Here is a 25989-nt window from a genome sequence, read left to right on the forward strand (position 1 = left end):
ATAGACAATATTATTCAAGAGGAAACGTTCCGAATAGTCACGTGTATCAGCGCCAAACGCGGCAATTATAGGGATTTCAGGGCAACGATACTAGTCGAATACAACGATCGGCGATGACAAAAGGAGAAACGCCCATACGTCGGATTCTACTGACGTCATACATTAACGAATATGATATTACAGGTGACACAAACTGATGATTATTGTCAATTAGCGTCACATATCTGATAAATTCCGCTAATGTTGTTGCATAATCACGGCTTGTTTCAGCATGGCCGGAGCAGCGTCGCCTCCGGAAAAACAGTGGTAATGAAGAACAATATCAGCGTTAAACCTCTCCGACCCGCGTCACAACAGCACTCACTGCAAATACTGTTTGGTTTGTGGGCAGCGACATTTTTGTTCACCCTCTTTTCATTATCACTCATGCACACTCACAACGTGCTATCGCCGGTCTGGTTTCCGACGGCCATCATGACCGTCGCATTCTACCGTGTTAAGCGTTCGCTATGGCCCTGCATGAGCGTTGCTGGCGTACTGGGGATCGTCCTCGCCACCGCGCTTTACGCCCCCGAGCAGAATGGGCTGTTGCATCCGTTGACCAACCTTATGGAAGCGCTGGTTGGCGCGTTACTGCTGCGCCGATGGCTGAACCTCGACAACCCGCTAAGAAACTTACGCCACTGGACTCAAATGGCGATCGCCACCGCGCTGATCCCGCCATTGTTGAGCGGTATTGTGGTGGCCAGTTTGACGCCCGGAGGCAATGCTTTCCAGACCTTGCTGGTCTGGATGCTTTCGGATGCCTCAGGCGCCCTGGCGTTAGTTCCGCTGGGAATGCTCATCCGGGCAGACTATTTTCAGCGTTATCGTAACCGCACGCTGCTGATCTCGACGCTTCTGACCGCAGCCATTACCCTCGCGCTCAGCGTGATCGCCATGTTGTACATGCCCTGGCCGTTTACCTTCATAATGGTACTCATGATGTGGAGCGCGGTACGTCTGCCGCGTATTGAAGCCTTCCTGATCTTTTTACTCATCATTATGATGGTTCTGACCCTCTCCGCGCAGCATCCGCTGGTACAGGAGAACATCGAAAATACCCTTCATACCTACCGGCTGAGCAATATGCTGGGGCTGCCGTTCCTGATGGTGCAATTGCCCACAGGGGTAATGAGCATCGCGATGTATGCCGTATACAGTGAACGGCGTCGCATTGCGGAAAGTGAAACCCGCTTTCGTAACGCCATGGAATACTCGGCCGTCGGCATGGCGATAGTCGATGCCTATGGGCAGTGGCTACAGGTCAATAAAGCGCTGAGCAAGTTTCTTGGCTATCCCCCTGACGAACTGCATCAAATGACCTTCCAGCAGGTCACCTGGCCGGAAGATTTAGCACAAGACCTTGAACAGCTGGACCGTCTGGCGCGTGGCGAAATTGAGAGCTACTCGCTTGAAAAGCGCTACCGTACCCGCCAGGGCGAGGCGGTCTGGGCGCTGCTGGCCGTCTCGCTGGTACGCAACGCTGATGGAACGCCGCTCTATTTCATCCAACAGATTGAAGATATTAACGATCTGAAAAAGAGCCGCGAAGCCAACAAACGGCTGATGGCGGAGATAACCGAAACCAACGAAGCGTTGTTCCAGGAAAAAGAACGCCTGCACATCACTCTCGACTCCATTCGTGAAGCGGTGATCAGCGCCGACAGCCAGCAAAACATTATCTTTATGAACCCGGTTGCCGAGAAAATCAGCGGCTGGAAGCAGGCTGAGGCGCAAGGGAAATCATTGCACGAGGTGCTGTATATTACGCAGGGAGACCAGGGCCCCCGGCTGGAGAATTTGTACAGCGATGAAAACCTGGATAGCGATATTGAGTTGAACAAAGTCCTGCATAGCCGCTACGGCGGCAGTTTTGATATTCACCACAGCATGACCCCGCTCAGTACCCAGGAAGGCGAGCATATCGGTTTCGTGCTGGTCATTCAGGACGTCACGGAGTCGCGCCGCCTGCTGCGCCAGCTCAGCTACAGCGCCAGCCACGACGCGCTCACCGGGTTGCCCAATCGTTCCAGCTTTGAAAGCCAGCTGAAAGGCCTGCTGAAATCATTGCCCGGAGGACATCAGTCGCATGCGCTGGTGATGCTCGACCTCGATTTCTTCAAAGCCGTCAACGACAGTGCCGGGCACGCTGCCGGTGACGCGCTACTGCGTGAAATTGCCGGGCTAATGCGCTCGCTGCTGCGACCGGGCGATATTCTGGCGCGACTTGGCGGTGATGAATTTGGTTTTATTCTGCGTCACTGCTCTACCGAGCAGGCGCTTAGCGCCAGCGAGCGCATTGTCGATGCCATCAAACATTACGAATTTTTCTGGGCAGGACGGTTGCACCGTATTGGCGCCAGCGCGGGGCTGACGTTGATTCACAACCATAACGCCCAACTGGCGGAAGTGCTGGTTCAGGCCGATGCCGCCTGCTACACCTCAAAAAATAACGGTCGCGGTATCGTGACGGTTTATACCCCGGTACATTCTTCTGGCGACCAGTCGTCGGCGTGCCAGATATGCAATAACGCGTAAGATCGCCAGGGCTGCCAACGTTCGGCATAACGGCGAATCTGCGCGGGCGTCATACCCGGGAAGCGCTGCTTAATCAGGTAGTCGTCCGGCAAAAAGATATCTTTCGCCTGCCAGGCGCGCAGGGCAAAGTAGTTTGCCGTCCAACGGCCAATGCCGGGATATTGTTGTAGCGCTTTTAGCGCCTGATCCACGTCGTCTGGCTGCGTTTGCGGCAGTTCTCCGCTAAGCGCAACCTGGGCAAAATGTATTAACGCTTCCGCCCGTTTGAGCGGCATGCCCAGTGCTTTCAACGCCGCCGGGTCCGCCGCCGCCAGCCGCTCTGGCGTTGGGAACAACGAGAAAGAGGCGTCCTGTGCGAGCGGCTCGCCATACAGCGCCACCACTTTACCGGTCAGCTTCGCGGCCATCGTCACGCTCACCAGTTGCCCGAGAATCGCCCGCACGCCCTGTTCAAAGGCGTCCAGCGCGCCAGGCAGTCGTAACCCCGGCTTTGCCGCCGCCAGCGTTCCGAGCGCGCGCGATATTTGTTGTGGATCGCAGTGCAGATCCAGCAATTTCGCCACCCGCATCAGCGCTTCGTCAGCGACTGGCAGCAGCCCGGCGGAAAGCGTGACCCGCAGCACCTGGCGGGCGGGATAAGGCGTCATGGTGATAAGCCCATGGTGTGGCCCGAGCCCCCAACTGCGGGTATAGCTTTGATCATGGAAACATTCGATACCTGCGACAGCACGCGCCTGTAAAAAACCGAACATCCAGCGCCAGTCATATGGCGGCAGCCAGGGCAGTTCAAACATCCTTTATCCTTCTCGTTAGACAGCAAAGATTGCGTTACAGCATAGCGGTTAATCAATGGGAAAACCTTGCTTTCATATTCCTGTTGCCGCCATCACCACATTCCGCTAAAGTCGCCCCCCTTTCTTCACTGGCATGGGGATGATTGACGTGTTTATTGGTTTTGACTACGGGACGGCGAACTGCTCTGTCGCCGTGATGCAGGATGGCGCACCGCGCATGCTGATGATGGAAAACGGCAGTTCCCTACTGCCGTCCATGCTGTCGGCCCCGACCCGCGAAGCGGTCAGCGAGTGGCTGTACCGCCACCATCAGGTACCGGCAACGGGTGATGAAACTCAGGCGCTGCTGCGTCGGGCGATGAACTACAACCGCGACGAAGATATCGAGGTACTGGGCAATAGCGTGCAGTTCGGCCTCGCGTCGCTCAAGCAGTACATCGACGATCCGGAAGAGGTGTACTTTGTTAAGTCGCCTAAATCCTTCCTCGGTGCTAGCGGCCTCAAGCCGCAGCAGGTCGCCGTATTCGAAGATCTGGTCTGTTCGATGATGCTGCATATTCGCCAGCAGGCGCAGTCACAGCTTCAGGAAACCATCGAGCAGGCGGTAATTGGTCGCCCGATTAACTTCCAGGGTCTGGGTGGCGATGAAGCCAACACGCAGGCGGTAGGTATTCTGCAACGCGCGGCGCAGCGTGCCGGCTTCCGCGACGTGGTTTTCCAGTACGAACCGGTTGCCGCCGGTCTGGATTTCGAAGCCAGCCTCAGCGAAGAAAAACGCGTGCTGGTGGTCGACATCGGTGGCGGCACCACCGACTGCTCGGTGCTGCTGATGGGGCCGCAGTGGCGGACCCGTCATGACCGCGAACAGAGCCTGCTCGGCCACAGCGGCTGTCGGGTAGGCGGTAACGATCTGGACATCGCGCTGGCGTTTAAAAGCCTGATGCCGCTGCTCGGCATGGGCGGCGAAACCGAAAAAGGCATCGCCCTGCCCATTCTGCCCTGGTGGAACGCGGTGGCGATCAACGATGTTCCGGCGCAGACCGACTTCTACAGCTCAGCCAATGGCCGCCTGCTGCGTGACCTGGCGCGCGATGCCCGCGATGCGGAAAAGGTCGCTCTGCTCTACAAGGTATGGCAGCAGCGTTTAAGCTACCGTCTGGTGCGCAGCGCGGAAGAGAGCAAAATCGCCTTGTCCGAAAGCGCACAAATCGATACCCACCTGCCGTTTATCAGCGACACGCTGGCCACCGCCATCAGCCAGGACGGGCTGGTAGCGGCGCTGAACCAGCCGCTGACCCGTATTCTTGAGCAGGTACAACTGGCGTTAGAAAACAGTAGCGAAAAGCCGGACGTCATTTATTTAACCGGCGGCAGCGCGCGCTCGCCGCTGATTAAAAAAGCGCTGGCCGAACAGCTGCCGGGCATTCCCGTTGCCGGTGGCGACGATTTTGGCTCGGTCACCGCCGGTCTGGCCCGCTGGGCGCAGGTGGTTTTTGCCTGATATATCGTCGTTGACTTCGCTGTTTTTTCGACCTATCGTAAAGGAATGAGGGTAAGGGAGGATTGCTCCTCCCCCTGGTATCTTAGTAAGCCGGTAAGCTAATGACTAAAAGTATTACCAGTATGATGACTAGCCTCATCATAACCCTTTCCTTATATAAGGCCCCTTCGTCAGGAGGGGCTTTTCTGTTTTAGCGCCCTGTTAAACGCCGCTGACGGTAGCACACGCGGCGATTGCGCGGTTTTTCATCGCCGCGGATTGCGAGAAGTCTCGTAAAGCTGACGCGATTCAGACGATTCCTTCCGTGTTTCATATTTCCTCCATTTTTCCCGAGCGTTCCGTTACTAAACTAGTATCATTTCGTGAAATGATTCAGGACGAGACACCTATAACGATGAAAGGCAGTCATAAAATTCGCTGGCGGGTAGCGCTGGCCGTGCTGGTGGTGGTCGCGGGGGCGGCTGGCATCTGGCACTTTAGCAGCAATTCTGACACCTCGGGTTCTACCGCAGCCAAACCGGCGGGAGCGCCGTCAGCTGGCGGCGGGCGACACGGTGGACGCTTTGGCGGCGCGCTGGCGCCGGTCCAGGCCGCTACCGCCACCAGTGAAGCGGTACCGAGCTACCTCAGCGGGCTGGGCACCATTACCGCTGCCAATACCGTTACCGTGCGCAGCCGCGTCGACGGCCAACTGATGGCCATTCACTTCCAGGAAGGCCAGCAGGTCAAAGCCGGCGATCTGCTGGCGGAAATTGACCCCAGCCAGTTTAAAGTGGCGCTGGCTCAGGCGCAGGGGCAGTTGGCTAAAGATAAAGCCACGCTCGCTAATGCACGTCGTGATTTAGCCCGCTATCAGCAACTGGTCAAAACCAATCTTGTCTCTCGCCAGGAGCTGGATACCCAGCAATCGCTGGTGAGCGAAACCGAAGGCACGATTAAAGCCGACCAGGCCGCCGTCGCCAGCGCCCAGCTGCAGCTCGACTGGAGCCGCATCACCGCGCCGATTGACGGTCGCGTGGGATTAAAACAGGTGGATATCGGCAACCAGATTTCCAGCGGTGATACCACCGGTATCGTCGTGCTGACCCAAACGCATCCGATCGATCTCGTCTTCACCCTGCCGGAAAACGACATCGCCACCGTGGTGGCCGCGCAAAAGGCCGGTAAAACGCTGGCGGTAGAAGCCTGGGATCGCACCAACAAACAGAAGCTGAGCGAGGGCACGCTGCTGAGCCTCGACAACCAAATTGACGCCACCACCGGCACCATCAAGCTGAAGGCCCGTTTCAACAACCAGGACGACGCGCTGTTCCCGAACCAGTTTGTTAACGCGCGTATGCTGGTTGATACCCAGCAAAATGCGGTGGTCATCCCAACCGCGGCGCTGCAAATGGGCAATGACGGTCACTTCGTCTGGGTGCTGAACAGCGACAACAAAGTCAGCAAACACACCGTGATTCCAGGTATCCAGGATAGTCAGAAAGTGGTGATTGATGCCGGACTCTCCGCGGGCGACCGGGTGGTCACCGACGGTATTGACCGCTTAACCGAAGGGGCGAAAGTGGAAGTGGTTACCGCTCATGACGCCTCCACCGCAGGCGCGGAAAAACCGGCCGCCGCAGCAGGCCATAAAGGAGCGCGCGGCTGATGCAAGTGTTACCGCCGAGCAATACGGGCGGCCCATCCCGCCTGTTTATTATGCGCCCTGTCGCCACCACGCTGTTGATGGTGGCGATTTTGCTGGCCGGGATCATCGGCTACCGCTTCCTGCCGGTCTCCGCGTTGCCGGAGGTGGACTATCCGACCATTCAGGTGGTGACGCTCTATCCGGGCGCCAGCCCCGACGTGGTGACCTCAGCGATAACCGCGCCGCTCGAACGCCAGTTCGGCCAGATGTCCGGCCTGAAGCAAATGTCGTCGCAAAGCTCCGGCGGCGCGTCGGTCGTCACCCTTCAGTTCCAGCTTACCCTGCCGCTGGATGTCGCCGAGCAGGAAGTCCAGGCTGCCATTAACGCCGCCACTAACCTGCTGCCCAGCGACCTGCCTAACCCACCGGTCTACAGCAAGGTCAACCCGGCGGATCCGCCGATCATGACCCTCGCCGTCACCTCTTCCGCCACGCCGATGACGGAAGTAGAAGACATGGTCGAAACCCGTGTGGCGCAGAAAATTTCCCAGGTCTCCGGCGTCGGTCTGGTGACGCTCGCCGGCGGCCAGCGCCCGGCCGTGCGCGTGAAGCTCAACGCCCAGGCTATCGCCGCGCTGGGGCTGACCAGCGAAGATATTCGCACCGCCATTACCAGCGCCAACGTCAACTCGGCCAAGGGCAGCCTCGATGGCCCGGCACGCGCGGTAACGCTCTCAGCCAACGACCAGATGCAGTCGGCGCAGGAGTATCGGGCGCTGATTATCGCCTATAAAAACGGTGCGGCTATTCGCTTAGGCGACGTGGCAACCATCGAGCAAGGCGCAGAAAACACCTGGCTTGGCGCATGGGCGAACAAAAAGCAGGCCATCGTGATGAACGTCCAGCGCCAGCCTGGCGCAAACATCATCTCGACGGCGGACAGCATCCGCCAGATGCTGCCGCAGCTAACCGAAAGCCTGCCGAAATCCGTTAAGGTCGAGGTCCTGTCTGACCGTACCACCAACATTCGCGCCTCGGTTTCCGACACCCAGTTTGAGCTGATGCTGGCGATTGCGCTGGTGGTGATGATCATCTATCTGTTCCTGCGTAACGTTCCGGCAACCATTATTCCGGGCGTCGCCGTGCCGCTGTCGCTGGTCGGCACCTTCGCGGTGATGGTGTTCCTCGATTTTTCCATCAACAACCTGACGCTGATGGCGCTGACCATCGCCACGGGCTTCGTGGTCGATGACGCCATCGTGGTGATCGAGAACATTTCGCGCTATATCGAAAAAGGCGAAAAACCCATGGCCGCCGCGCTGAAAGGCGCGGGTGAGATTGGTTTCACCATTATCTCGTTGACCTTCTCGCTGATCGCGGTGCTGATCCCGCTGCTGTTTATGGGCGATATCGTGGGCCGTCTGTTCCGCGAATTCGCCGTCACCCTGGCGGTGGCGATACTCATCTCGGCAGTCGTGTCGTTAACCCTGACGCCGATGATGTGCGCGCGCATGCTCAGCCACGAATCGCTGCGTAAACAGAATCGTTTCTCCCGCGCCAGCGAGCGCTTCTTCGACCGGGTGATTGCAGGCTACGGCCATCTGCTGGCCCGCGTGCTGAACCATCCGTGGCTGACGCTCGGCGTGGCGCTGGGTACGCTGGCGCTGTCTGTCATCCTGTGGATCGCCATTCCGAAAGGCTTCTTCCCAATTCAGGACAACGGCATTATTCAGGGCACGCTACAGGCGCCACAGTCGGTGTCGTTCGCCAGCATGGCGCAACGCCAGCAGACGGTTGCCGACGCCATCCTGAAAGATCCGGCGGTAGAAAGTCTCACGTCGTTTGTCGGCGTCGACGGCACCAACCCGGCGCTCAACAGCGCACGTTTGCAGATCAATCTGAAACCGCTCGACGAGCGTGACGATCGGGTACAGACGGTCATTAGCCGGCTGCAACACGCGGTTGACCGCATTCCCGGCATCGAATTGTATCTCCAGCCGACGCAGGATCTGACCATCGATACCACCGTCAGCCGCACGCAGTACCAGTTTACGCTGCAGGCCAACTCGCTGGATGCGCTAAGCGAATGGGTGCCGCAGCTGATGACCCAGCTTCAGGCGCTGCCGCAGCTTTCCGATGTCAGCAGCGACTGGCAGGACAAAGGGCTGGTAGCCTACGTTAACGTCGACCGCGATAGCGCCAGCCGTCTCGGTATTTCAATGGCCGACGTCGATAACGCGCTGTACAACGCCTTTGGTCAACGTCTGATTTCAACCATCTATACCCAGGCCAACCAGTACCGCGTGGTGCTGGAGCACGACACCCGCGCCACGCCGGGCCTGGCGGCGTTGGATAACGTGCGCCTGACCAGCAGCGATGGCGGCATCGTGCCACTGACGGCGATCGCCAAAATTGAACAGCGCTTTGCGCCGCTGTCGATTAACCACCTTGACCAGTTCCCGGTGACCACCATTTCGTTCAACGTGCCGGATAACTACTCGCTGGGCGATGCGGTACAGGCCATTCTGGACAGTGAGAAAACCCTGAACTTCCCGGCGGATATCCGTACCGAGTTCCAGGGCAGCACCCTCGCCTTCCAGTCGGCGCTGAGCAGCACCATCTGGCTGGTGGTTGCGGCAGTGGTGGCGATGTATATCGTGCTCGGCGTGCTGTATGAGAGCTTTATCCACCCGATCACCATTCTCTCGACCCTGCCGACCGCGGGGGTCGGCGCGCTGCTGGCATTAATGCTGGCGGGCAACGAACTGGACGTGATCGCCATTATCGGCATCATCCTGTTGATCGGTATCGTTAAGAAAAACGCGATCATGATGATCGACTTTGCGCTGGCCGCCGAGCGTGAGCAGGGAATGGCGCCGCGCGAAGCGATTTATCAGGCCTGTCTGCTGCGTTTCCGTCCGATTCTGATGACCACGCTCGCTGCGCTGCTTGGCGCGCTGCCGTTGATGCTGAGCACCGGCGTTGGCGCCGAGCTGCGTCGCCCGCTGGGGATCGGCATGGTGGGCGGCCTGCTGGTCAGCCAGGTACTCACCCTGTTTACGACACCGGTGATTTACCTGCTGTTTGACCGCCTGTCGCTGTACCTGAAAAGCCGCTTCCCGCGCCGTGAAGAGGAAGCGTAAGTGAAATTTTTTGCCCTCTTCATCTACCGCCCGGTGGCGACGATCCTGATATCCGTCGCCATCACCCTCTGCGGCGTGCTCGGCTTTCGTCTGCTGCCGGTGGCCCCGCTGCCGCAGGTCGACTTTCCGGTGATTATGGTCAGCGCCTCGCTGCCCGGCGCATCGCCGGAAACCATGGCCTCGTCGGTGGCGACCCCGCTGGAGCGCTCGCTAGGGCGCATTGCGGGCGTCAATGAAATGACCTCCAGCAGCTCGCTGGGCAGCACGCGTATCATTCTGGAATTTAACTTCGATCGCGATATTAACGGCGCGGCGCGCGACGTGCAGGCAGCGATTAACGCCGCGCAAAACCTGCTGCCAAGCGGGATGCCCAGCCGCCCGACCTATCGCAAAGCCAACCCGTCCGATGCGCCGATCATGATCCTGACGCTGACCTCGGATACCTACTCGCAGGGCGAGCTGTACGATTTCGCCTCCACCCAGCTGGCGCAAAGCATCGCGCAGATTGACGGCGTGGGCGACGTGGACGTCGGCGGTAGCTCGCTGCCCGCGGTGCGCGTTGACCTGAATCCGCAGGCGCTGTTTAACCAGGGCGTCTCGCTGGACGCGGTGCGCACGGCCATCAGCAACGCCAACGTGCGTAAACCGCAGGGGGCGATCGACGATAGCGCCCATCGCTGGCAGGTGCAGACTAACGATGAGCTGAAAAAAGCCGCTGAGTACCAGCCGCTGATCGTGCACTACAACAACGGTGCGGCGGTGCGTTTGAGCGACGTGGCGACGGTCAGCGACTCGGTGCAGGACGTGCGTAACGCCGGGATGACCAACGCCAAACCGGCCATCCTGCTGATGATCCGCAAGCTGCCAGAAGCCAATATTATCGACACGGTCGATCGTATTCGCGCCGAGCTTCCGGAGCTGCAACAGACCATTCCCGCGGCTATCGACCTGCAAATTGCCCAGGACCGTTCGCCGACGATCCGCGCTTCGCTTGAGGAAGTTGAGCAAACGCTGGTGATTTCAGTGGCGCTGGTGATTCTGGTGGTGTTCCTGTTCCTGCGCTCCGGCCGCGCCACGCTGATTCCGGCGGTGGCGGTGCCGGTCTCGCTGATCGGCACCTTCGCCGCGATGTACCTGTGCGGTTTCAGCCTCAACAACCTGTCGTTGATGGCGCTGACCATCGCCACCGGTTTCGTGGTCGATGACGCCATTGTGGTGCTGGAGAATATTTCCCGCCACCTGGAAGCGGGCATGAAACCGCTACAAGCCGCGCTACAGGGGAGCCGCGAAGTGGGCTTTACCGTCCTGTCGATGAGCGTTTCGCTGGTGGCGGTGTTCCTGCCGCTGCTGCTGATGGGCGGTCTGCCCGGCAGGCTGCTGCGGGAATTTGCGGTCACGCTGTCGGTGGCGATCGGTATTTCGCTGGCCGTTTCGCTGACCCTGACGCCGATGATGTGCGGCTGGATGCTGAAATCCAGCCGCCCGCATTCGCCAACCCGTAATAAAGGTTTGGGGCGTCTGCTGGTCGCCATGCAGCAGGGTTACGGTAAATCGCTGCGCTGGGTGCTGAACCATGCGAAGCTGGTGGGGGTGGTGTTCCTCGCAACCATCGCGCTGAACGTCTGGCTGTATATCTCCATCCCGAAAACGTTCTTCCCGGAGCAGGATACCGGGGTGCTGATGGGCGGTATTCAGGCCGACCAGAGCATCTCCTTCCAGGCGATGCGCGGTAAGCTACAGGATTTCATGAAGATTATTCGTGAAGATCCGGCGGTGGATAACGTCACCGGTTTCACCGGCGGTTCCAGGGTGAACAGCGGAATGATGTTTATCACCCTGAAGTCGCGCGACGTGCGCCAGGAGTCGGCGCAACAGATTATCGACCGATTGCGGAAAAAGCTGGCCAAAGAGCCGGGGGCCAACCTGTTCTTAATGGCGGTGCAGGACATCCGCGTAGGTGGCCGCCAGTCGAACGCCAGCTATCAGTACACGCTGTTGTCGGATGACCTCAGCGCGCTGCGTGAGTGGGAGCCCAAAATCCGCAAAGCGCTGGCGGCGCTGCCGGAGCTGGCGGACGTCAACTCGGATCAGCAGGACAACGGCGCAGAAATGGCGTTGGTCTACGATCGTGAAACCATGTCACGGCTGGGCATTAACGTCGAGGCGGCCAACAGCCTGCTTAACAACGCCTTCGGCCAGCGGCAGATCTCCACCATTTATCAACCGCTGAACCAGTACAAAGTGGTGATGGAGGTAGACCCGGTCTACACCCAGGATGTGAGCGCGCTGGATAAAATGTTCGTCATTAACAGCGACGGGAAAGCCATTCCGCTCTCTTATTTCGCCAAATGGCAGCCTTCCAACGCGCCGCTGTCGGTCAACCACCAGGGGCTGTCGGCGGCGTCAACCGTCTCCTTCAACCTGCCGACCGGTAAATCCCTGTCGGAAGCCAGCGACGCGATTAACCGCGCCATGACCCAGCTTGGCGTGCCGAACACGGTGCGCGGCTCGTTCGCCGGGACGGCGCAGGTATTCCAGGAGACAATGAATTCGCAGATTATCCTGATCATCGCCGCCATCGCCACGGTGTATATCGTGTTGGGGATCCTGTACGAGAGCTACGTGCACCCGCTGACCATTCTCTCCACGCTGCCGTCGGCGGGCGTTGGCGCGTTGCTGGCGCTGGAGCTGTTCAATGCCCCGTTCAGCCTAATCGCCTTAATCGGGATCATGCTATTAATTGGCATTGTGAAGAAAAACGCCATCATGATGGTCGACTTCGCCCTTGAAGCCCAGCGTAACGGCAATCTGCCGCCGGAACAGGCCATATTCCAGGCCTGTCTGCTGCGTTTTCGCCCGATAATGATGACCACGCTGGCGGCGCTGTTTGGCGCGCTGCCGCTGGTGATTTCGGGGGGCGATGGCTCCGAACTGCGTCAACCTCTCGGGATTACCATTGTAGGGGGTCTGGTGATGAGCCAGCTGTTAACCCTCTATACCACCCCGGTGGTTTATCTGTTCTTCGATCGTCTGCGTCTGCGTTTTTCGCGTCAACCCCGACAATCGGTAACTGAATAACGATGACTGAACTACCCGCTAACGTTCGTTGGCAACTCTGGATCGTGGCGTTCGGCTTTTTTATGCAATCGCTGGACACCACCATCGTCAACACCGCCCTCCCCTCCATGGCGTTAAGCCTGGGGGAGAGCCCGCTGCATATGCACATGGTGGTGGTCTCCTATGTGCTGACCGTCGCCGTCATGCTGCCCGCCAGCGGCTGGCTCGCCGATCGTGTCGGCGTGCGTAATATTTTCTTCACCGCCATTATCCTGTTCACTCTCGGCTCGCTGTTCTGCTCACTTTCCAGCACGCTAAATGAGCTGGTCATGGCGCGCGTGCTACAGGGGATTGGTGGCGCGATGATGGTGCCCGTCGGCAGGCTGACGGTGATGAAAATCGTTCCGCGCGAGCAGTATATGGCGGCAATGACCTTCGTCACCCTGCCCGGCCAGGTTGGCCCGCTGCTTGGCCCGGCTCTGGGCGGGATTCTGGTGGAATACGCCTCCTGGCACTGGATATTCCTGATTAACATCCCGGTTGGCATCGTGGGTGGTATCGCCACTTTGATGTTGATGCCCAACTACACCGTCCAGACGCGGAAATTTGATATTTCCGGTTTCGTGGTGCTGGCGCTGGGCATGGCAACGTTAACCTTAGCCCTCGACGGCCAGAAAGGCCTTGGCATTTCATCACTAACGATGGGCATGTTGGTCGCCGTCGGTATGGTGTCGATTGGATTGTATCTGTGGCATGCGCGCGGCAACGACAGCGCGCTGTTCAGCCTTAAGCTGTTTAACACCTCCACCTTCTCGCTGGGGCTGGCAGGCAGCTTTGCCGGGCGCATCGGCAGCGGCATGTTGCCGTTTATGACGCCGGTGTTCCTGCAAATCGGCCTTGGCTTCAGCCCCTTCCACGCAGGGCTGATGATGATTCCGATGGTGCTGGGCAGCATGGGCATGAAGCGGATAGTGGTGCAGGTGGTCAACCGCTTCGGTTACCGCCACGTACTGGTATTCGCCACGCTCGGGCTATCGTTAATCAGCCTGCTGTTTATGTTCACCGCGCTGGCAGGCTGGTACTACGCGCTACCGGTGGTGCTGTTTATTCAGGGAATGGTCAACTCCAGCCGTTTCTCCTCGATGAATACCCTGACGCTGAAAGACCTGCCGGACGAATTCGCCAGCAGCGGCAACAGCCTGCTGTCGATGATCATGCAGCTCTCCATGAGTATCGGCGTTACCATCGCCGGGATTCTGCTGGGCATGTTCGGTCAGCAGCACATTGCCATCGGTAGCGAGGCGACGCATCACGTCTTTATGTACACCTATATTTGTATGGCCATCATTATTGCGCTTCCCGCTCTCGTCTTCGCGCGCGTGCCGGACGACACCAGCAAAAACGTGGTTATTGCCCGACGCAAACTGAAGGAGTAGACCGTGAAATTATGGCGCCCGGGAATTTCCGGCAAACTGTTTCTCGCCATCTTAGCCACCTGCATCGTGCTGCTGATCAGCATGCATTGGGCCGTGCGCATTAGCTTTGAGCGCGGCTTTATTGACTATATCAAGCGTGGCAACGAGCAGCGGTTGCAGCTGCTGAGCGACGCGCTGGCTGAGCAGTATGCCCAGCACGGAAACTGGCGCTTTTTACGCAATAACGATCGTTTTATTTTCCAGATCCTCCGTTCGTTTGAACATGACAACAGTGATGACCGCCAACCGCCCGGCCCTCCGGGGCCGGACGGCGAACCGCCTCGCGGCCCGGATCGCGGCGGCATGCCGCCGCACGGCTGGCGCACGCAGTTCTGGGTAGTCGACCAAAACGCTCGCGTGCTGGTCGGCCCGCGCGAAGCGGTGCCGCACGACGGCTCCCGACGCGGCATTATCGTCAACGGTATGGAGGTCGGCGCGGTGATCGCTTCACCGGTCGAGCGGCTGACCCGCAACACCGATATCAACTTCGATCAACAGCAGCGCCGCACCAGTTGGCTTATCGTCGGGCTGGCGACATTGCTGGCGGCGCTGGCGACCTTCCCGCTGGCTCGCGGGTTGATTGCCCCAGTGCGGCGGCTGGTGGAAGGCACCCACAAGCTGGCGGCGGGCGACTTTTCCACCCGTGTCCCGGTGAGCAGCAGCGATGAACTGGGCAGACTGGCGCAGGACTTCAACCAGCTCGCCAGCACGCTGGAAAAAAACCAGCAGATGCGCCGCGACCTGATGGCCGATATCTCCCACGAGCTACGCACGCCGCTGGCGGTACTGCGCGGCGAGCTGGAGGCGATTCAGGACGGCGTACGCAAATTCACCCCGGAATCGGTCACCTCTTTGCAGGCCGAAGTCGCCACCCTGACCAAGCTGGTTGATGATCTGCATCAGTTATCGATGTCCGATGAAGGGGCGCTGGCCTACCAGAAAGCGCCGGTCGATATCATTAGCCTGATTGAAATCGCCGCCGATGCCTTCCGCGAACGTCTTGCCAGCCGTGGGCTGACGCTCAATCTGGCGCTGGCAGAAAACGCCACCGTATTTGGCGATCCGGACCGCTTGATGCAGTTATTCAATAACCTGCTGGAAAACAGCCTGCGCTATACCGACAGCGGCGGCCAGGTGCTGATTCGCACCGAACTGCTCCCACAAAGTATCGTGCTGGAATTCGCCGACAGCAGCCCCGGCGTCAGCGATGAACAGCTGGCGAGGCTTTGCGAGCGTTTCTACCGTACCGAAGGTTCTCGCAACCGCGCCAGCGGCGGCTCTGGGCTGGGATTGGCCATTTGCGCGAACATCGTCACCGCCCACGGCGGACACCTCAACGTTGGGCATTCGCCTTTTGGTGGGGTTAGCATTAAAGTAGAGTTACCGCTGGAACGTGTATTACCGAGAGAAATATGACCGAGTTACCGATTGATGAAAATGCCCCACGCATCCTGATTGTGGAAGATGAACCCAAGCTGGGGCAGTTGCTCATCGACTATTTACTGGCAGCGCACTACGCCCCGACGCTGATTAGCCACGGCGACAAAGTGCTGCCGTACGTGCATCAGACGCCGCCGGATCTCATCCTGCTGGATCTGATGCTGCCGGGCACCGACGGTCTCACCCTCTGCCGCGAAATTCGTCGCTTCTCCGACGTTCCTGTGGTTATGGTGACCGCCAAAATTGAAGAGATCGACCGTCTGCTGGGCTTAGAGATCGGCGCCGATGACTACATCTGCAAGCCGTACAGCCCGCGCGAAGTGGTTGCGCGCGTGAAAACCATTTTACGCCGCTGCAAGCCGCGTCACGAACTACAAACGCTGGACGAACAAAGCCCGCTCATCGTTGATGAAAGCCGTTTTCAAGCCTCATGGCGCGATCGCCCGCTGGACCTCACCCCTGCCGAGTTTCGCCTGCTGAAAACGCTGTCGCAGGAGCCTGGCAAAGTGTTCTCGCGCGAACAATTGCTGAATCATCTGTACGACGACTACCGCGTGGTGACCGACCGTACCATCGACAGCCATATTAAAAACCTGCGCCGCAAGCTGGAATCGCTTGACGCCGATCAGTCGTTTATCCGCGCGGTGTACGGTGTAGGCTATCGCTGGGAAGCCGACGCCTGCCGCCTGTCCTGATGCCTTCGAGCGGCGCGCGCTCGCCGCTCTCACTTCTCCTCTGCTCGCAACTTCGCCAATTTCTCCCATACTCATAGTGTCAGTCGATACGTTCAACGATGTTAATTTAATCAAGGAGTCACCATGGCTGGTTGGTTTGAATTAAGCAAAAGCAGCAACGATCAGTTTCGATTTGTTCTGAAGGCGGGAAACGGGGAGGTTATTCTCACCAGCGAGCTGTACACCACCCGGGCGGCCGCGGAAAAAGGCATCGCCTCGGTGCGGGTCAACAGCCCGCAGGACGCGCATTATGAAAAGAAAACCGCCACCAACGGCAAATTTCACTTTAACCTGAAAGCGGGCAACCACCAGGTCATTGGCACCAGTCAACTGTACGCGACCGAACAGTCGCGTGATAAGGGCATCGCCTCGGTGAAAACCAACGGCACCAGCGAGACCGTCAAAGATAATACCTGATGGCAGATCCTCCGCCGGGTTGTCTCCCGCGACGACCCGGCGCTTTACCTCGCCTCCCCACAGCGCTACAATGCCCGCCCTTAATGTGGGGGCACTCCCCAACTCGCCGCATCAGGTGCGGCGAATCTGACCTGTCATCAGAACGAGAAAATCATGTTTAAACCGGAACTCCTTTCCCCGGCGGGAACGCTGAAAAATATGCGTTACGCTTTCGCTTACGGCGCTGACGCGGTTTACGCGGGCCAACCTCGCTACTCCCTGCGCGTACGTAACAACGAATTCAATCACGAAAACTTGCAGCTCGGCATCAACGAAGCCCACGCGTTGGGTAAAAAATTCTATGTGGTCGTGAACATCGCGCCGCATAACGCCAAGCTGAAAACCTTTATTCGTGACCTGAAGCCGGTGGTGGATATGGGGCCGGACGCGCTGATTATGTCCGATCCGGGCCTGATCATGCTGGTGCGCGAGCACTTCCCGGAGATGGACATTCACCTGTCGGTACAGGCGAACGCCGTCAACTGGGCCACGGTGAAGTTCTGGAAACAGATGGGGCTGACCCGCGTCATTCTTTCCCGCGAACTGTCGCTGGAAGAAATTGAAGAAATTCGCAGCCAGGTGCCGGATATGGAGATTGAGATCTTCGTTCACGGCGCGCTGTGCATGGCCTACTCCGGCCGCTGTCTGCTTTCCGGCTACATTAACAAGCGCGACCCGAACCAGGGCACCTGCACCAACGCCTGCCGCTGGGAATACAACGTGCAGGAAGGCAAAGAAGACGACGTTGGCAACATCGTCCACAAATATGAGCCGATTCCGGTGCAAAACGTTGAGCCTACCCTTGGCGTCGGCGCGCCAACCGACCAGGTGTTTATGATTGAAGAAGCCAAACGTCCGGGCGAGTACATGACCGCCTTTGAAGACGAGCACGGCACCTACATCATGAACTCGAAAGACCTGCGCGCGATTGCCCACGTTGAGCGTCTGACCCAGATGGGCGTGCACTCGCTGAAAATTGAAGGCCGTACTAAATCCTTCTACTACTGCGCGCGTACCGCACAGGTGTACCGCAAGGCCATCGACGATGCCGCCGCCGGCAAACCGTTCGACACCAGCCTGCTGGAAACCCTGGAAGGCCTGGCGCATCGCGGCTATACCGAAGGCTTCCTGCGTCGCCACACCCATGACGACTATCAGAACTACGAATACGGCTACTCGGTTTCCGAGCGTCAGCAGTTTGTCGGCGAATTTACCGGCGAGCGTAAAGGCAACCTGGCCGCGGTAGCAGTGAAAAACAAATTCCTGATTGGCGATAGCCTGGAGCTGATGACCCCACAGGGCAACGTCAACTTCACGCTGGAACATATGGAAAACGCCAAAGGCGAAGTGATGCCCGTCGCGCCGGGCGACGGCCACACCGTATGGTTGCCCGTACCGGAAGATATGGCGCTGGAGTATGGCCTGCTGATGCGTAATTTCTCAGGACAATCCACTCGCAATCCGCATAACGGCTAGTACATTTATATTGTTTTTCAATAGCAAGGATTCTTAGAAATGGATCACAGACGGAATTATTGATTCCAGATACTATTCCCTCGCTGAAAAACATAACCCATAAATGCTAGCTGTACCTAGGAACCACCTCCTTAGCCCGTGTAATCTCCCTTACACGGGCTTATTTTTTTGGCCTTCCCTCCTAAAGCGCATCGCCGCATCCTTTGTTACACTCTTTGCATACCCCCTCAAGAGGTACCAAGGATGTCAGATTTTCCAGCGAGTTTACTGATACTTAACGGCAAAAGCGCCGGTACGCCCGAGCTGCGCGATGCGGTCATGCAGCTGCGCGATGAAGGCGTGGTGATTCACGTGCGCGTCACCTGGGAGAAAGGTGATGCCGAACGCTACGTCGAAGAAGCCGTTGCGCTGCAGGTGGCGACGGTGATTGCCGGCGGCGGTGACGGCACGATCAATGAAGTGGCGACAGCGCTGATTCAGTGCGACAGCAGCTGGGTACCGGCGCTCGGCATTGTGCCGCTCGGCACCGCGAACGATTTCGCCACCAGCGTCAATATTCCCACCGATATGGCTAACGCCCTTAAGCTGGCGATTGCCGGTCGTGACGTGCCGGTGGATATTGCCCAGGTTAATAACGAAACCTGCTTTATCAATATGGCGACCGGCGGCTTCGGTACGCGCATCACCACCGAAACGCCGGAGAAGCTGAAGTCCGCGCTGGGCGGTGTTTCGTATTTGATTCACGGCCTGATGCGCATGGATACCCTGAAACCCGACCGCTGCGAGATTCGTGGCGAGAACTTTAGTTGGCAGGGCGATGCGCTGGTGATTGGCATCGGCAACGGTCGCCAGGCGGGCGGCGGGCAACAGCTGTGCCCGGAGGCGTTGATTGACGACGGCCTGCTGCACCTGCGTATTTTCACCGGCGAAGAGCTGCTGCCCGCGCTGTTGAATACGCTCGCCAGCGACGACGGTAAAGAGAACCTGGTGGACAGCGTATCGCCGTGGTTTGAGGTCACCGCATCGCATGAGATGACCTTTAACCTCGACGGCGAGCCGCTCTGCGGGACCTCGTTCCGCATGGAGATTTTACCGGCGGCGCTGCGCTGTCGCCTGCCGCCGGATTGCCCGCTGCTGCGTTAACGCATCGCGCGTTTTAAGATGCGCTCCGACTGACGCTTGAAATCCGCCGCCGCTTCGGCGACGGTTTTCTTGCCGTAGTCGATGGACTGCAACGCACTGTCAAACTCCTGCACCAGCTGGGGATCTTCGAGATACGGCGACACGCCGACCTTCGCCGGTAGCGACAGCGCGAGCTTAATGCCGGCCACCGATGGGTCTTTGTCATTGATCACGCCGGATGCCGTCAGCGTCTCCACGCCGCTTTTGCTGAGCGGCACACCGCGCTCCAGGCCGAGCAGCGTCACGCCCTCCTTGCTGTTGAGCAGGAAGTTAATCAGCTTTGCCGCCGCCTGCGGATGTTGGGTGGTTTTACCAATCGACAGCATCATTGACGGCTTCATAAACAGCCCCGCGTCGGTGGCGCCCGGCAGCATCGGGTAGCCACCCAACTCCAGCTTCGCCGGTGGTTTCAGGTTATCGGAATATTTGGTCACGGCGGTATTCCACATGTACACGCCGCCCCACTCGCCTTCAATCCACGGCTTCATCTCATAGATATTCCCCTTGCCGAAGGAAGCGTAGTACTTCATGTCGGGAATAACGTGATTATCGATCAACGTTTTATAGAGCTGGAAAAACTCCACCCATTGCGCATCGCTATAGGTAAACTTTTTGCTCTGCTCATCGATGGCTGGCATGTTGTATTTCTGCACCATGTAAGAGTTGAGCAACGCCAGCACGCCGAGGCTTTCCGGGGCCACCGGATAGTATTGTTTGCCGAGCTTAGTCTCAAAGGTTTTCCCGGCCTGCATCAACTCATCCCAGTTTTGCGGATAGCTTAATTCCGCTTTTTTCCACGTCTGATCGTTGTAGTAGAAGATGCGCGCGGTCATGGCAACGGGGATACCGTTTAACTTGCCCTTCACCGTCACCGGTTGAAGATCTTTGGCGGTGAACTGGTCCAGGCCGATTTCGTCTTTCACTTTATTGAGATCGTAAAAACCGTTGCCGTCTTTCGAGAACAGCGTCAGCCAGTTCCAGTTGGTTTGCATCACATCCGGCTCTGTGCCGCCCGCCAGCTGCGTGGTAAGGCGCGAGGTATGGCCGTCCCAGCCAGTATATTCCGCTTTGACGTTGATATCCGGGTTTTGTTGATGGAAGGCTTCCAGCGCTTTCAAGGTCACCTGGTGACGACTGTTGCCACCCCACCAGGACATGCGCAGGTCGATGGTTTCCGCGGCCAGCGCGGAGGCAGTACAGGCAGACAGCAATAACGGGAGAGCAATACGGAATGACTTTTTAGGCATTTTTGATTATTCCCGGAGGCAAATTGGAAAAGTAGAGGTAGGCCGGATAAGGCGTTTACGCCGCCATCCGGCCCCATGGCGAACGGCTAGTAAGCCGCCACCTCCCGCGCCATTTCGCGCGTGTACTGGCGGCTGGCGTTCACCAACATCTGGGTATACGGCGTTTTGGCCTCGCCGTTCACCAGTGCGTCAACGCTAAGCGTTTCGAGAATTTTGCCGTACTGCATCACCGCCACCTTCTGGCAGAGATGGGCAATCACGCCCAGATCGTGGGTCACCATCAGGTAGGTCAGGTTCGACTCTTTTTGCAGCTCCGCCAACAGGTTGAGGATCTCCGCCTGCACCGAGACGTCCAGCGCCGAGGTGGGTTCATCGAGCAGCAGCACCTGCGGCTCAAGGATCAGCGCGCGAGCAATCGCCACGCGCTGACGCTGGCCGCCGGAGAGCTGGTGCGGATAGCGGTCGCGAAACGCGCGATTCAGCCCCACGCGATCCAGCAGCGTGTTGATGCGCCGGTCACGCTCGCTGATACCGTGGATTTGCAGCGGCTCTTCCAGAATATCGCCAATGGTATGGCGCGGATGCAGAGAGCCGTAAGGATCCTGAAACACCATCTGCACCTTACGGCAGCGTTCGCGGCTGATGTTGTGATCCAACCGCTGGCCGTTGATCGCCAGCTCGCCCTGCCAGTGGTTAAACAGCCCGGCCAGGCACTTCAGCACCGTGGTTTTGCCGGAACCGGACTCCCCCACCAGGCCGTAAATCTCGCCCGGCTGGACGTGGAAATTGACGTCATACAACACCTGGTTGCGCTTCTCGCCTTCACCAAACACCAGGTTCAGATTTTTCACTTCAATCATGATGCGCTCCTTAATCCGTCAGCCAGCAGGCCTGACGCTGTAGCACCGGCAGTACCGGGCGACGATGCTGCATATCCGGCAGCGCGCTGATTAGGCCCTGCGTGTACGGATGCTTAGCATTGTCGAGATCGCAGGCGGCGATGGACTCCACCACCCGCCCGGCGTACATCACCAGCACCCGATCGCAGAAGCTGCGCACCAGGTTGATGTCGTGGCTGATAAAAATCAGCCCCAGCCCGCGCGATTTCACCAGGTCGTCGAGCAGCCCCAGCACCTGCAAACGTACGGAGACGTCCAGCGCCGAGGTGGGCTCATCGGCAATCACCAGCTCCGGGTCGGTAATCAGCATCATCGCAATCATGATGCGCTGCCCCTGGCCGCCGGAGATTTCATGCGGATAGAGGTTATAAACGCGCTGCGGGTCGCGGATGCGCACCACGTCGAGCATCTCCAACGCTTTGGCTTTCGCCTCCGCCTTATGCCCCGGATGGTGCGTTAGCCAGGCTTCAGCAATCTGATCGCCCACGCGCACCACCGGGTTCAGCGAGTATTTCGGGTCCTGCATAATCATCGAAATCCGTTTGCCGCGAATGGCGCGCATCTGCGCTTCGCTGGCGTTAAGCAGATCGATATCGCCAAAATGCATCCGGCTGGCGTCAATGCGCGCCTTTTTCGGGTGCAGATGCAACAGCGCGCGCCCGACGGTCGATTTTCCCGAACCGGATTCACCGACAATCGCCAGTTTTTCACGCCCCAACTGGAAGGAGACACCGCGCACCGCATGGGTGACCGCGCTGCCGTTGACAAAGTCGACGCACAGGTCGCGCACGTCGAGCAGCGGTGCAGCGTTATTCGCTGCGAGGATCGAGGATGTCACGTAGGCCATCTCCTAAGAAGTTGAACGCTAAGCTGTTGATCAGAATCGCCAGCCCCGGAATCGTCACCACCCACCAGCACTCCATCATGTAGGTACGGCCACTGGAGATCATCGCCCCCCACTCTGGCTCCGGCGGCTGTGCGCCGAGGCCGAGGAAGCCGAGACCAGCGGCGGTCAGAATGATCCCCGCCATGTTCATGGTGATACGAATAATCACCGACGGCAGGCACAGTGGCACAATATGGCGCCACAGCACGCGGGCCGGAGAGGCCCCCTGCAAGCGCACGGCGGAGATAAAATCCGCCTGGCGCAGCGACAGCGTTTCGGCGCGCGCCAGACGCGCAATCGGCGGCCAGGCGGTAAGCGTAATGGCGATTACCACGTGCTCCAGCCCTGGGCCTAAGGCGGCGACGAACGCCAGCGCCAGCACCAGGCTTGGGAAGGAGATAAAGATGTCGGTAACGCGCATCAGCACCATGTCTACCTTGCCGCCGAAGTAGCCCGCGCAGACGCCGAGCAGCAGCCCCAGCGGGCCGACGGTGACCGACACCAGCAGCACGATGTACAGCGTGATGCGCGAGCCGTACACCAGGCGGCTGAAGATATCGCGGCCAAACTCGTCGGTGCCAAACCAGTGCTGGGCGTTCGGCGCGGTAAGCGCGTTGCTTAAGTCCTGCACCAGCGGGTTATACGGGGCAATCAGCGGCGCGAAAATCGCCACCACCAGCAGCAGGAAAATAATCCCGCCGCCAATCGCCGTTAACGGGTTACGCGCCATCTTGCCGATAAACCCACCGGCGCGGACCAGCGCACGTTGCAAACGCTGGCGGCCTTCGCCAGCGCCGCCGCGCAAAGACGTATCCAGAGAAACCGTCATGATTTTGTCCTCGGATCGAAGAATTGATACAGCATGTCGGACAGCAGGTTGAGCATCACGAAGATCACCCCAACCAACAGCACGCAGCCCATCACCGCATTCATATCGCCCAGCAGCAGGCTGCCGGTGAGATAGGAGCCAAAGCCCGGCCAGGAGAAGACGGTTTCAATCAGTACCGCCCCCTCCAGCAGCGAACCATAGGCCAGCGCCACCACCGTCAGCAGCTGCACGAGGATGTTGCGAAACGCGTGATTCCAGATCACCTGACGTTCGGTTAACCCTTTCACGCGGGCAGTGATGATGAACTCCTGCGACAGCTGCGCCAGCATAAAGCTGCGGGTCATACGGCTGATATAGGCCAGCGAGTGGAAGCCCAGCAGCGCGGCAGGCAGAATCAGGTGATTAATGGCATTCCAGAACACCTCGCTGTTCCCTGCCAGCAGCGCATCCACGGTCATCAGCCCGGTACGGCGCGGCACGATGCCGTCCAGCCCCAGGTCAACGCGTCCGGCGCCGCCGACCCAGCCAAGCCAGGCGTAAAACACCAGCAGACCCATCATCCCCACCCAGAAAATCGGCGTGGAGTAACCGGCGAGGCTGATAATGCGCACCACGTAATCGGAGATGCTGTTACGACGCGCGGCCGCCAGCACGCCCAGCGGAATGCCGAGGCCCGCGCCGACAATAATCGCCATCGTCGCCAGTTCCATGGTCGCCGGGAAGACGCGAATAATATCGTCGGTCACCGGTTTACCGGTCAGCAGCGCGTTACCGAGGTCGCCGTGCAGCAGGTTGACGAAATAAATACCAAACTGGGTCATCAGCGACTGGTCAAAGCCCAGCTGGTGATAGACCTGCTGGTAGGTGCTCTGGTCGGCATCCGGACCGACAATCGCCAGCACCGGGTCGATGGGCATCACGCGGCCAATGAAAAAGGTCAGCAGCAGCAGGCCAAACAGCGTAATCGCCACCTGCATCAACCGTTTTGAAAAGCGCCGGGTCCGGGAGCCGGGCGCGAGAATTGCCGTACTCATCCTTTATCTCCTTCGCTTACTTTGTAGACGTCACGCAAGAAGGTGGTCGCCGACGGGTGGGGTTTGTAGTCTTTCACTTCGTTGCGCACCACCACTGAGTCAACCATCTGCGAGACGGGAATCATCGCCGGGATCAGCGCATCGAAGCGGGTTTGAATAGCCTGGTAATCGGCAATTTGTTTCTGCGGGTTACGTTCCAGCAGCGCACCGTCGATCATCTCGTTGAGCTGCTTGTCGTAAAAGCCGGTACGCCAGCCCTGGAAGTTGGTGAGTCGCGCTTCATCGCTGTTGTCCGGGTTATAGACCAGCGCACGGAGGCTGGAGTGCGGATGCGGCTCCATGCCGCTGCCGCCGCGGCCGACCAGCATGTCGAACTTACGCTCGCGCATCGCGCCGTAAATCTGGTTGCCGGTGCCGGTAATAATTTTGGCGTTGATGCCCGCCTGCATCAGCGTCGACTGAACGGCAATGGCGATATTGAGGAACGGCTGGTCCGAGAGCACGCGCAGCGTGGTATCAAAACCGTCCGGATAGCCCGCTTCCGCCAGCAGTTTTTTCGCCTTCGCTAAGTCAAAGCTGTAGCCAGGATCCGGCAGCGTTGACGGCATGCCCGCCTTGATTGGCCGCTGGTGCAGTACGCCGTAGCCCGGCATCAGCGCTTTATTAATCCCCTGATAATCAATCAGGTAGCGTACCGCTTCACGCACCTTCGGATTGGCGAAATGCGCCTCTTTCATGCTCATCGCCACGTAGTACATGGTGCCGCGTTGCACCGCGTCGACGGTAAGCTGCGGGTCTTTGCGCAGGGCGTTGATGTCCGATACCGCCATGTTGTTGGCAATATCAAGGTCGCCTTTTTCAATCATCAGGCGCAGGGTCTGCGACTCCTGAAAGTGGCGCAGCACCACGCGGCTCATCTTCGGCTCGCCGCGCCAGTAGTCCGGGTTACGCTTCATGCGCAGCACATCTTTGGCCTGCCAGGTCTCCAGCATAAACGGCCCGGAACCGGCTTCGTGCGTGGTCAGCCACTTGTTGCCCCAGTCGTTATCCTGCTCATGGCTCTGCACGGTTTTGCTGTCGAGCACGCCAAGGTTACCCAGCGCGCCTAGCGAGTAAATCACCAGCTGCGGATCGTTCGGTTTCGGCAGGACAATCTGCACCGTATAGTCGTCCAGTGCGGTCACCTGCTTGTCGACGTTCTTTTTGCTGAAGCCGTAAGACTTCCACACCGATGCCTGCGCGAGGTTAAGGTGCAGAATGCGCCGCATCGACCACACCACGTCGGCGGCGGTCAGCGGGTTACCGGAGTGAAACTTAACGTTGTTTTGCAGATGGAAGGTCAGCGTTTTGCCATCCGGGCTGATGTCCCAGGATTTGGCCAGTGCCGGTTTGACGTTGGTCAGCGGTTCAGGGTCCAGTTCAACCAGCGAATCATAGAGGTTGACCACGATACCCACCACTTCATTACCGGTCATCGCGGCCGGGTCGAGGGTCAGCAGGTTGTTCATGTTCATGCCGATAATGAGCTGATCCGGCGGCGTTTTCGCCAACGCCGCCCCGCTCCCCATCGTCATGGTGAGCGCGAGCAAACACGCTCCCAGTAAGGAGGATTTTTTCATCTATCTATCG

The 25989-nt window shown here is 58.7% G+C and carries 18 protein-coding genes; 11 read left to right on the top strand and 7 right to left on the bottom strand.

Features of this window, described 5'->3' with window-relative positions; genetic code table 11:
• The first annotated feature begins 309 nt into the window (after positions 1–309).
• Positions 310–2580 carry a PAS domain S-box protein gene (locus tag K7B04_RS21180; protein WP_223802962.1) on the top strand — a complete coding sequence of 757 codons (2271 nt, stop codon included), beginning with the start codon at positions 310–312 and terminating at the stop codon, positions 2578–2580.
• Here K7B04_RS21180 and alkA read toward each other — a convergent pair.
• The gene (alkA, locus tag K7B04_RS21185) at positions 2517–3374 is read right to left on the bottom strand and encodes a DNA-3-methyladenine glycosylase 2 (protein WP_163449139.1); all 858 of its coding nucleotides are present in this window, start codon (positions 3372–3374) and stop codon (positions 2517–2519) included. The two genes, K7B04_RS21180 and alkA, sit on opposite strands and share 64 nt — an antisense overlap.
• Positions 3375–3522: 148 nt before the next feature.
• Here alkA and yegD point away from each other — a divergent pair, with 148 nt between their 5' ends.
• The 10 genes from yegD (at position 3523) to yegS (ending at position 19426) form a co-directional block, all read left to right on the top strand.
• Positions 3523–4875: a molecular chaperone gene (gene yegD / locus K7B04_RS21190; RefSeq protein WP_223804211.1), complete on the top strand. Its 1353-nt coding sequence runs from the start codon at positions 3523–3525 to the stop codon at positions 4873–4875.
• Positions 4876–5269: 394 nt separating this feature from the next.
• A complete protein-coding gene (locus tag K7B04_RS21200) occupies positions 5270–6523 on the top strand; it encodes an MdtA/MuxA family multidrug efflux RND transporter periplasmic adaptor subunit (protein ID WP_223802963.1) in 1254 nt (417 codons plus the stop codon).
• Positions 6523–9645, top strand: coding sequence for an MdtB/MuxB family multidrug efflux RND transporter permease subunit (locus tag K7B04_RS21205; protein WP_167575467.1), 3123 nt, complete (start codon positions 6523–6525; stop codon positions 9643–9645). Before K7B04_RS21200 ends, K7B04_RS21205 begins: the two co-directional genes overlap by 1 nt.
• Positions 9646–12723: a multidrug efflux RND transporter permease subunit MdtC gene (gene mdtC, locus K7B04_RS21210; protein WP_223802964.1), complete on the top strand. Its 3078-nt coding sequence runs from the start codon at positions 9646–9648 to the stop codon at positions 12721–12723.
• A gap of 2 nt (positions 12724–12725) precedes the next feature.
• Positions 12726–14138 carry an MFS transporter gene (locus tag K7B04_RS21215; protein ID WP_167575465.1) on the top strand — a complete coding sequence of 471 codons (1413 nt, stop codon included), beginning with the start codon at positions 12726–12728 and terminating at the stop codon, positions 14136–14138.
• 3 nt (positions 14139–14141) lie between these two features.
• On the top strand, positions 14142–15593 hold the full coding sequence (gene baeS / locus K7B04_RS21220) for a two-component system sensor histidine kinase BaeS (protein WP_167575464.1): 1452 nt from the start codon (positions 14142–14144) through the stop codon (positions 15591–15593).
• Positions 15590–16312: a two-component system response regulator BaeR gene (baeR, locus tag K7B04_RS21225; protein WP_167575463.1), complete on the top strand. Its 723-nt coding sequence runs from the start codon at positions 15590–15592 to the stop codon at positions 16310–16312. The genes baeS and baeR overlap by 4 nt, the downstream gene beginning before the upstream one ends.
• A 123-nt stretch (positions 16313–16435) precedes the next feature.
• The gene (locus tag K7B04_RS21230) at positions 16436–16768 is read left to right on the top strand and encodes a YegP family protein (RefSeq protein ID WP_167575462.1); all 333 of its coding nucleotides are present in this window, start codon (positions 16436–16438) and stop codon (positions 16766–16768) included.
• Positions 16769–16921: 153 nt separating this feature from the next.
• Positions 16922–18283, top strand: coding sequence for a tRNA 5-hydroxyuridine modification protein YegQ (gene yegQ, locus K7B04_RS21235; protein ID WP_065357425.1), 1362 nt, complete (start codon positions 16922–16924; stop codon positions 18281–18283).
• A gap of 243 nt (positions 18284–18526) precedes the next feature.
• Positions 18527–19426, top strand: a complete 900-nt coding sequence (gene yegS, locus K7B04_RS21240; RefSeq protein WP_223802965.1) for a lipid kinase YegS — start codon at positions 18527–18529, stop codon at positions 19424–19426.
• Here the strand turns inward: yegS and K7B04_RS21245 are convergent.
• The 6 genes from K7B04_RS21245 to K7B04_RS21270 all read right to left on the bottom strand — a co-directional run bounded on the left by K7B04_RS21245 (position 19423) and on the right by K7B04_RS21270 (position 25979).
• Entirely contained in the window at positions 19423–20712 is a 1290-nt protein-coding gene (locus tag K7B04_RS21245; protein ID WP_223802966.1) for an ABC transporter substrate-binding protein, read from the bottom strand. The genes yegS and K7B04_RS21245 overlap by 4 nt on opposite strands.
• Before the next feature lie 86 nt (positions 20713–20798).
• Complete coding sequence (locus tag K7B04_RS21250; RefSeq protein ID WP_223802967.1) at positions 20799–21572, bottom strand: ABC transporter ATP-binding protein; 774 nt, start codon at positions 21570–21572, stop codon at positions 20799–20801.
• A 10-nt stretch (positions 21573–21582) separates the two neighbouring features.
• Positions 21583–22449 carry an ABC transporter ATP-binding protein gene (locus tag K7B04_RS21255; RefSeq protein WP_223802968.1) on the bottom strand — a complete coding sequence of 289 codons (867 nt, stop codon included), beginning with the start codon at positions 22447–22449 and terminating at the stop codon, positions 21583–21585.
• A complete protein-coding gene (locus K7B04_RS21260) occupies positions 22421–23326 on the bottom strand; it encodes an ABC transporter permease (protein WP_167575459.1) in 906 nt (301 codons plus the stop codon). The genes K7B04_RS21255 and K7B04_RS21260 overlap by 29 nt, the downstream gene beginning before the upstream one ends.
• Positions 23323–24360: an ABC transporter permease gene (locus K7B04_RS21265; protein WP_062778702.1), complete on the bottom strand. Its 1038-nt coding sequence runs from the start codon at positions 24358–24360 to the stop codon at positions 23323–23325. The genes K7B04_RS21260 and K7B04_RS21265 overlap by 4 nt, the downstream gene beginning before the upstream one ends.
• Positions 24357–25979 (bottom strand): ABC transporter substrate-binding protein, encoded by a 1623-nt coding sequence (locus K7B04_RS21270; RefSeq protein ID WP_223802969.1) that lies wholly within the window; start codon positions 25977–25979, stop codon positions 24357–24359. The genes K7B04_RS21265 and K7B04_RS21270 overlap by 4 nt, the downstream gene beginning before the upstream one ends.
• Positions 25980–25989 lie beyond the last annotated feature (10 nt).

Source organism: Kluyvera sp. CRP (genome assembly GCF_019930565.1).
GTDB lineage: Bacteria > Pseudomonadota > Gammaproteobacteria > Enterobacterales > Enterobacteriaceae > Kluyvera > Kluyvera georgiana_A.

Excerpts from the sequence above, each read along its gene's own strand:
- K7B04_RS21180 (WP_223802962.1), top strand. The coding sequence starts at position 310 with ATGAAGAACAATATCAGCGTTAAACCTCTCCGACCCGCGTCACAACAG.
- alkA (WP_163449139.1), bottom strand. The coding sequence starts at position 3,374 with ATGTTTGAACTGCCCTGGCTGCCGCCATATGACTGGCGCTGGATGTTC.
- K7B04_RS21200 (WP_223802963.1), top strand. The coding sequence starts at position 5,270 with ATGAAAGGCAGTCATAAAATTCGCTGGCGGGTAGCGCTGGCCGTGCTG.
- K7B04_RS21205 (WP_167575467.1), top strand. The coding sequence starts at position 6,523 with ATGCAAGTGTTACCGCCGAGCAATACGGGCGGCCCATCCCGCCTGTTT.
- K7B04_RS21215 (WP_167575465.1), top strand. The coding sequence starts at position 12,726 with ATGACTGAACTACCCGCTAACGTTCGTTGGCAACTCTGGATCGTGGCG.
- baeR (WP_167575463.1), top strand. The coding sequence starts at position 15,590 with ATGACCGAGTTACCGATTGATGAAAATGCCCCACGCATCCTGATTGTG.
- K7B04_RS21230 (WP_167575462.1), top strand. The coding sequence starts at position 16,436 with ATGGCTGGTTGGTTTGAATTAAGCAAAAGCAGCAACGATCAGTTTCGA.
- yegQ (WP_065357425.1), top strand. The coding sequence starts at position 16,922 with ATGTTTAAACCGGAACTCCTTTCCCCGGCGGGAACGCTGAAAAATATG.
- yegS (WP_223802965.1), top strand. The coding sequence starts at position 18,527 with ATGTCAGATTTTCCAGCGAGTTTACTGATACTTAACGGCAAAAGCGCC.
- K7B04_RS21245 (WP_223802966.1), bottom strand. The coding sequence starts at position 20,712 with ATGCCTAAAAAGTCATTCCGTATTGCTCTCCCGTTATTGCTGTCTGCC.
- K7B04_RS21250 (WP_223802967.1), bottom strand. The coding sequence starts at position 21,572 with ATGATTGAAGTGAAAAATCTGAACCTGGTGTTTGGTGAAGGCGAGAAG.
- K7B04_RS21260 (WP_167575459.1), bottom strand. The coding sequence starts at position 23,326 with ATGACGGTTTCTCTGGATACGTCTTTGCGCGGCGGCGCTGGCGAAGGC.
- K7B04_RS21265 (WP_062778702.1), bottom strand. The coding sequence starts at position 24,360 with ATGAGTACGGCAATTCTCGCGCCCGGCTCCCGGACCCGGCGCTTTTCA.
- K7B04_RS21270 (WP_223802969.1), bottom strand. The coding sequence starts at position 25,979 with ATGAAAAAATCCTCCTTACTGGGAGCGTGTTTGCTCGCGCTCACCATG.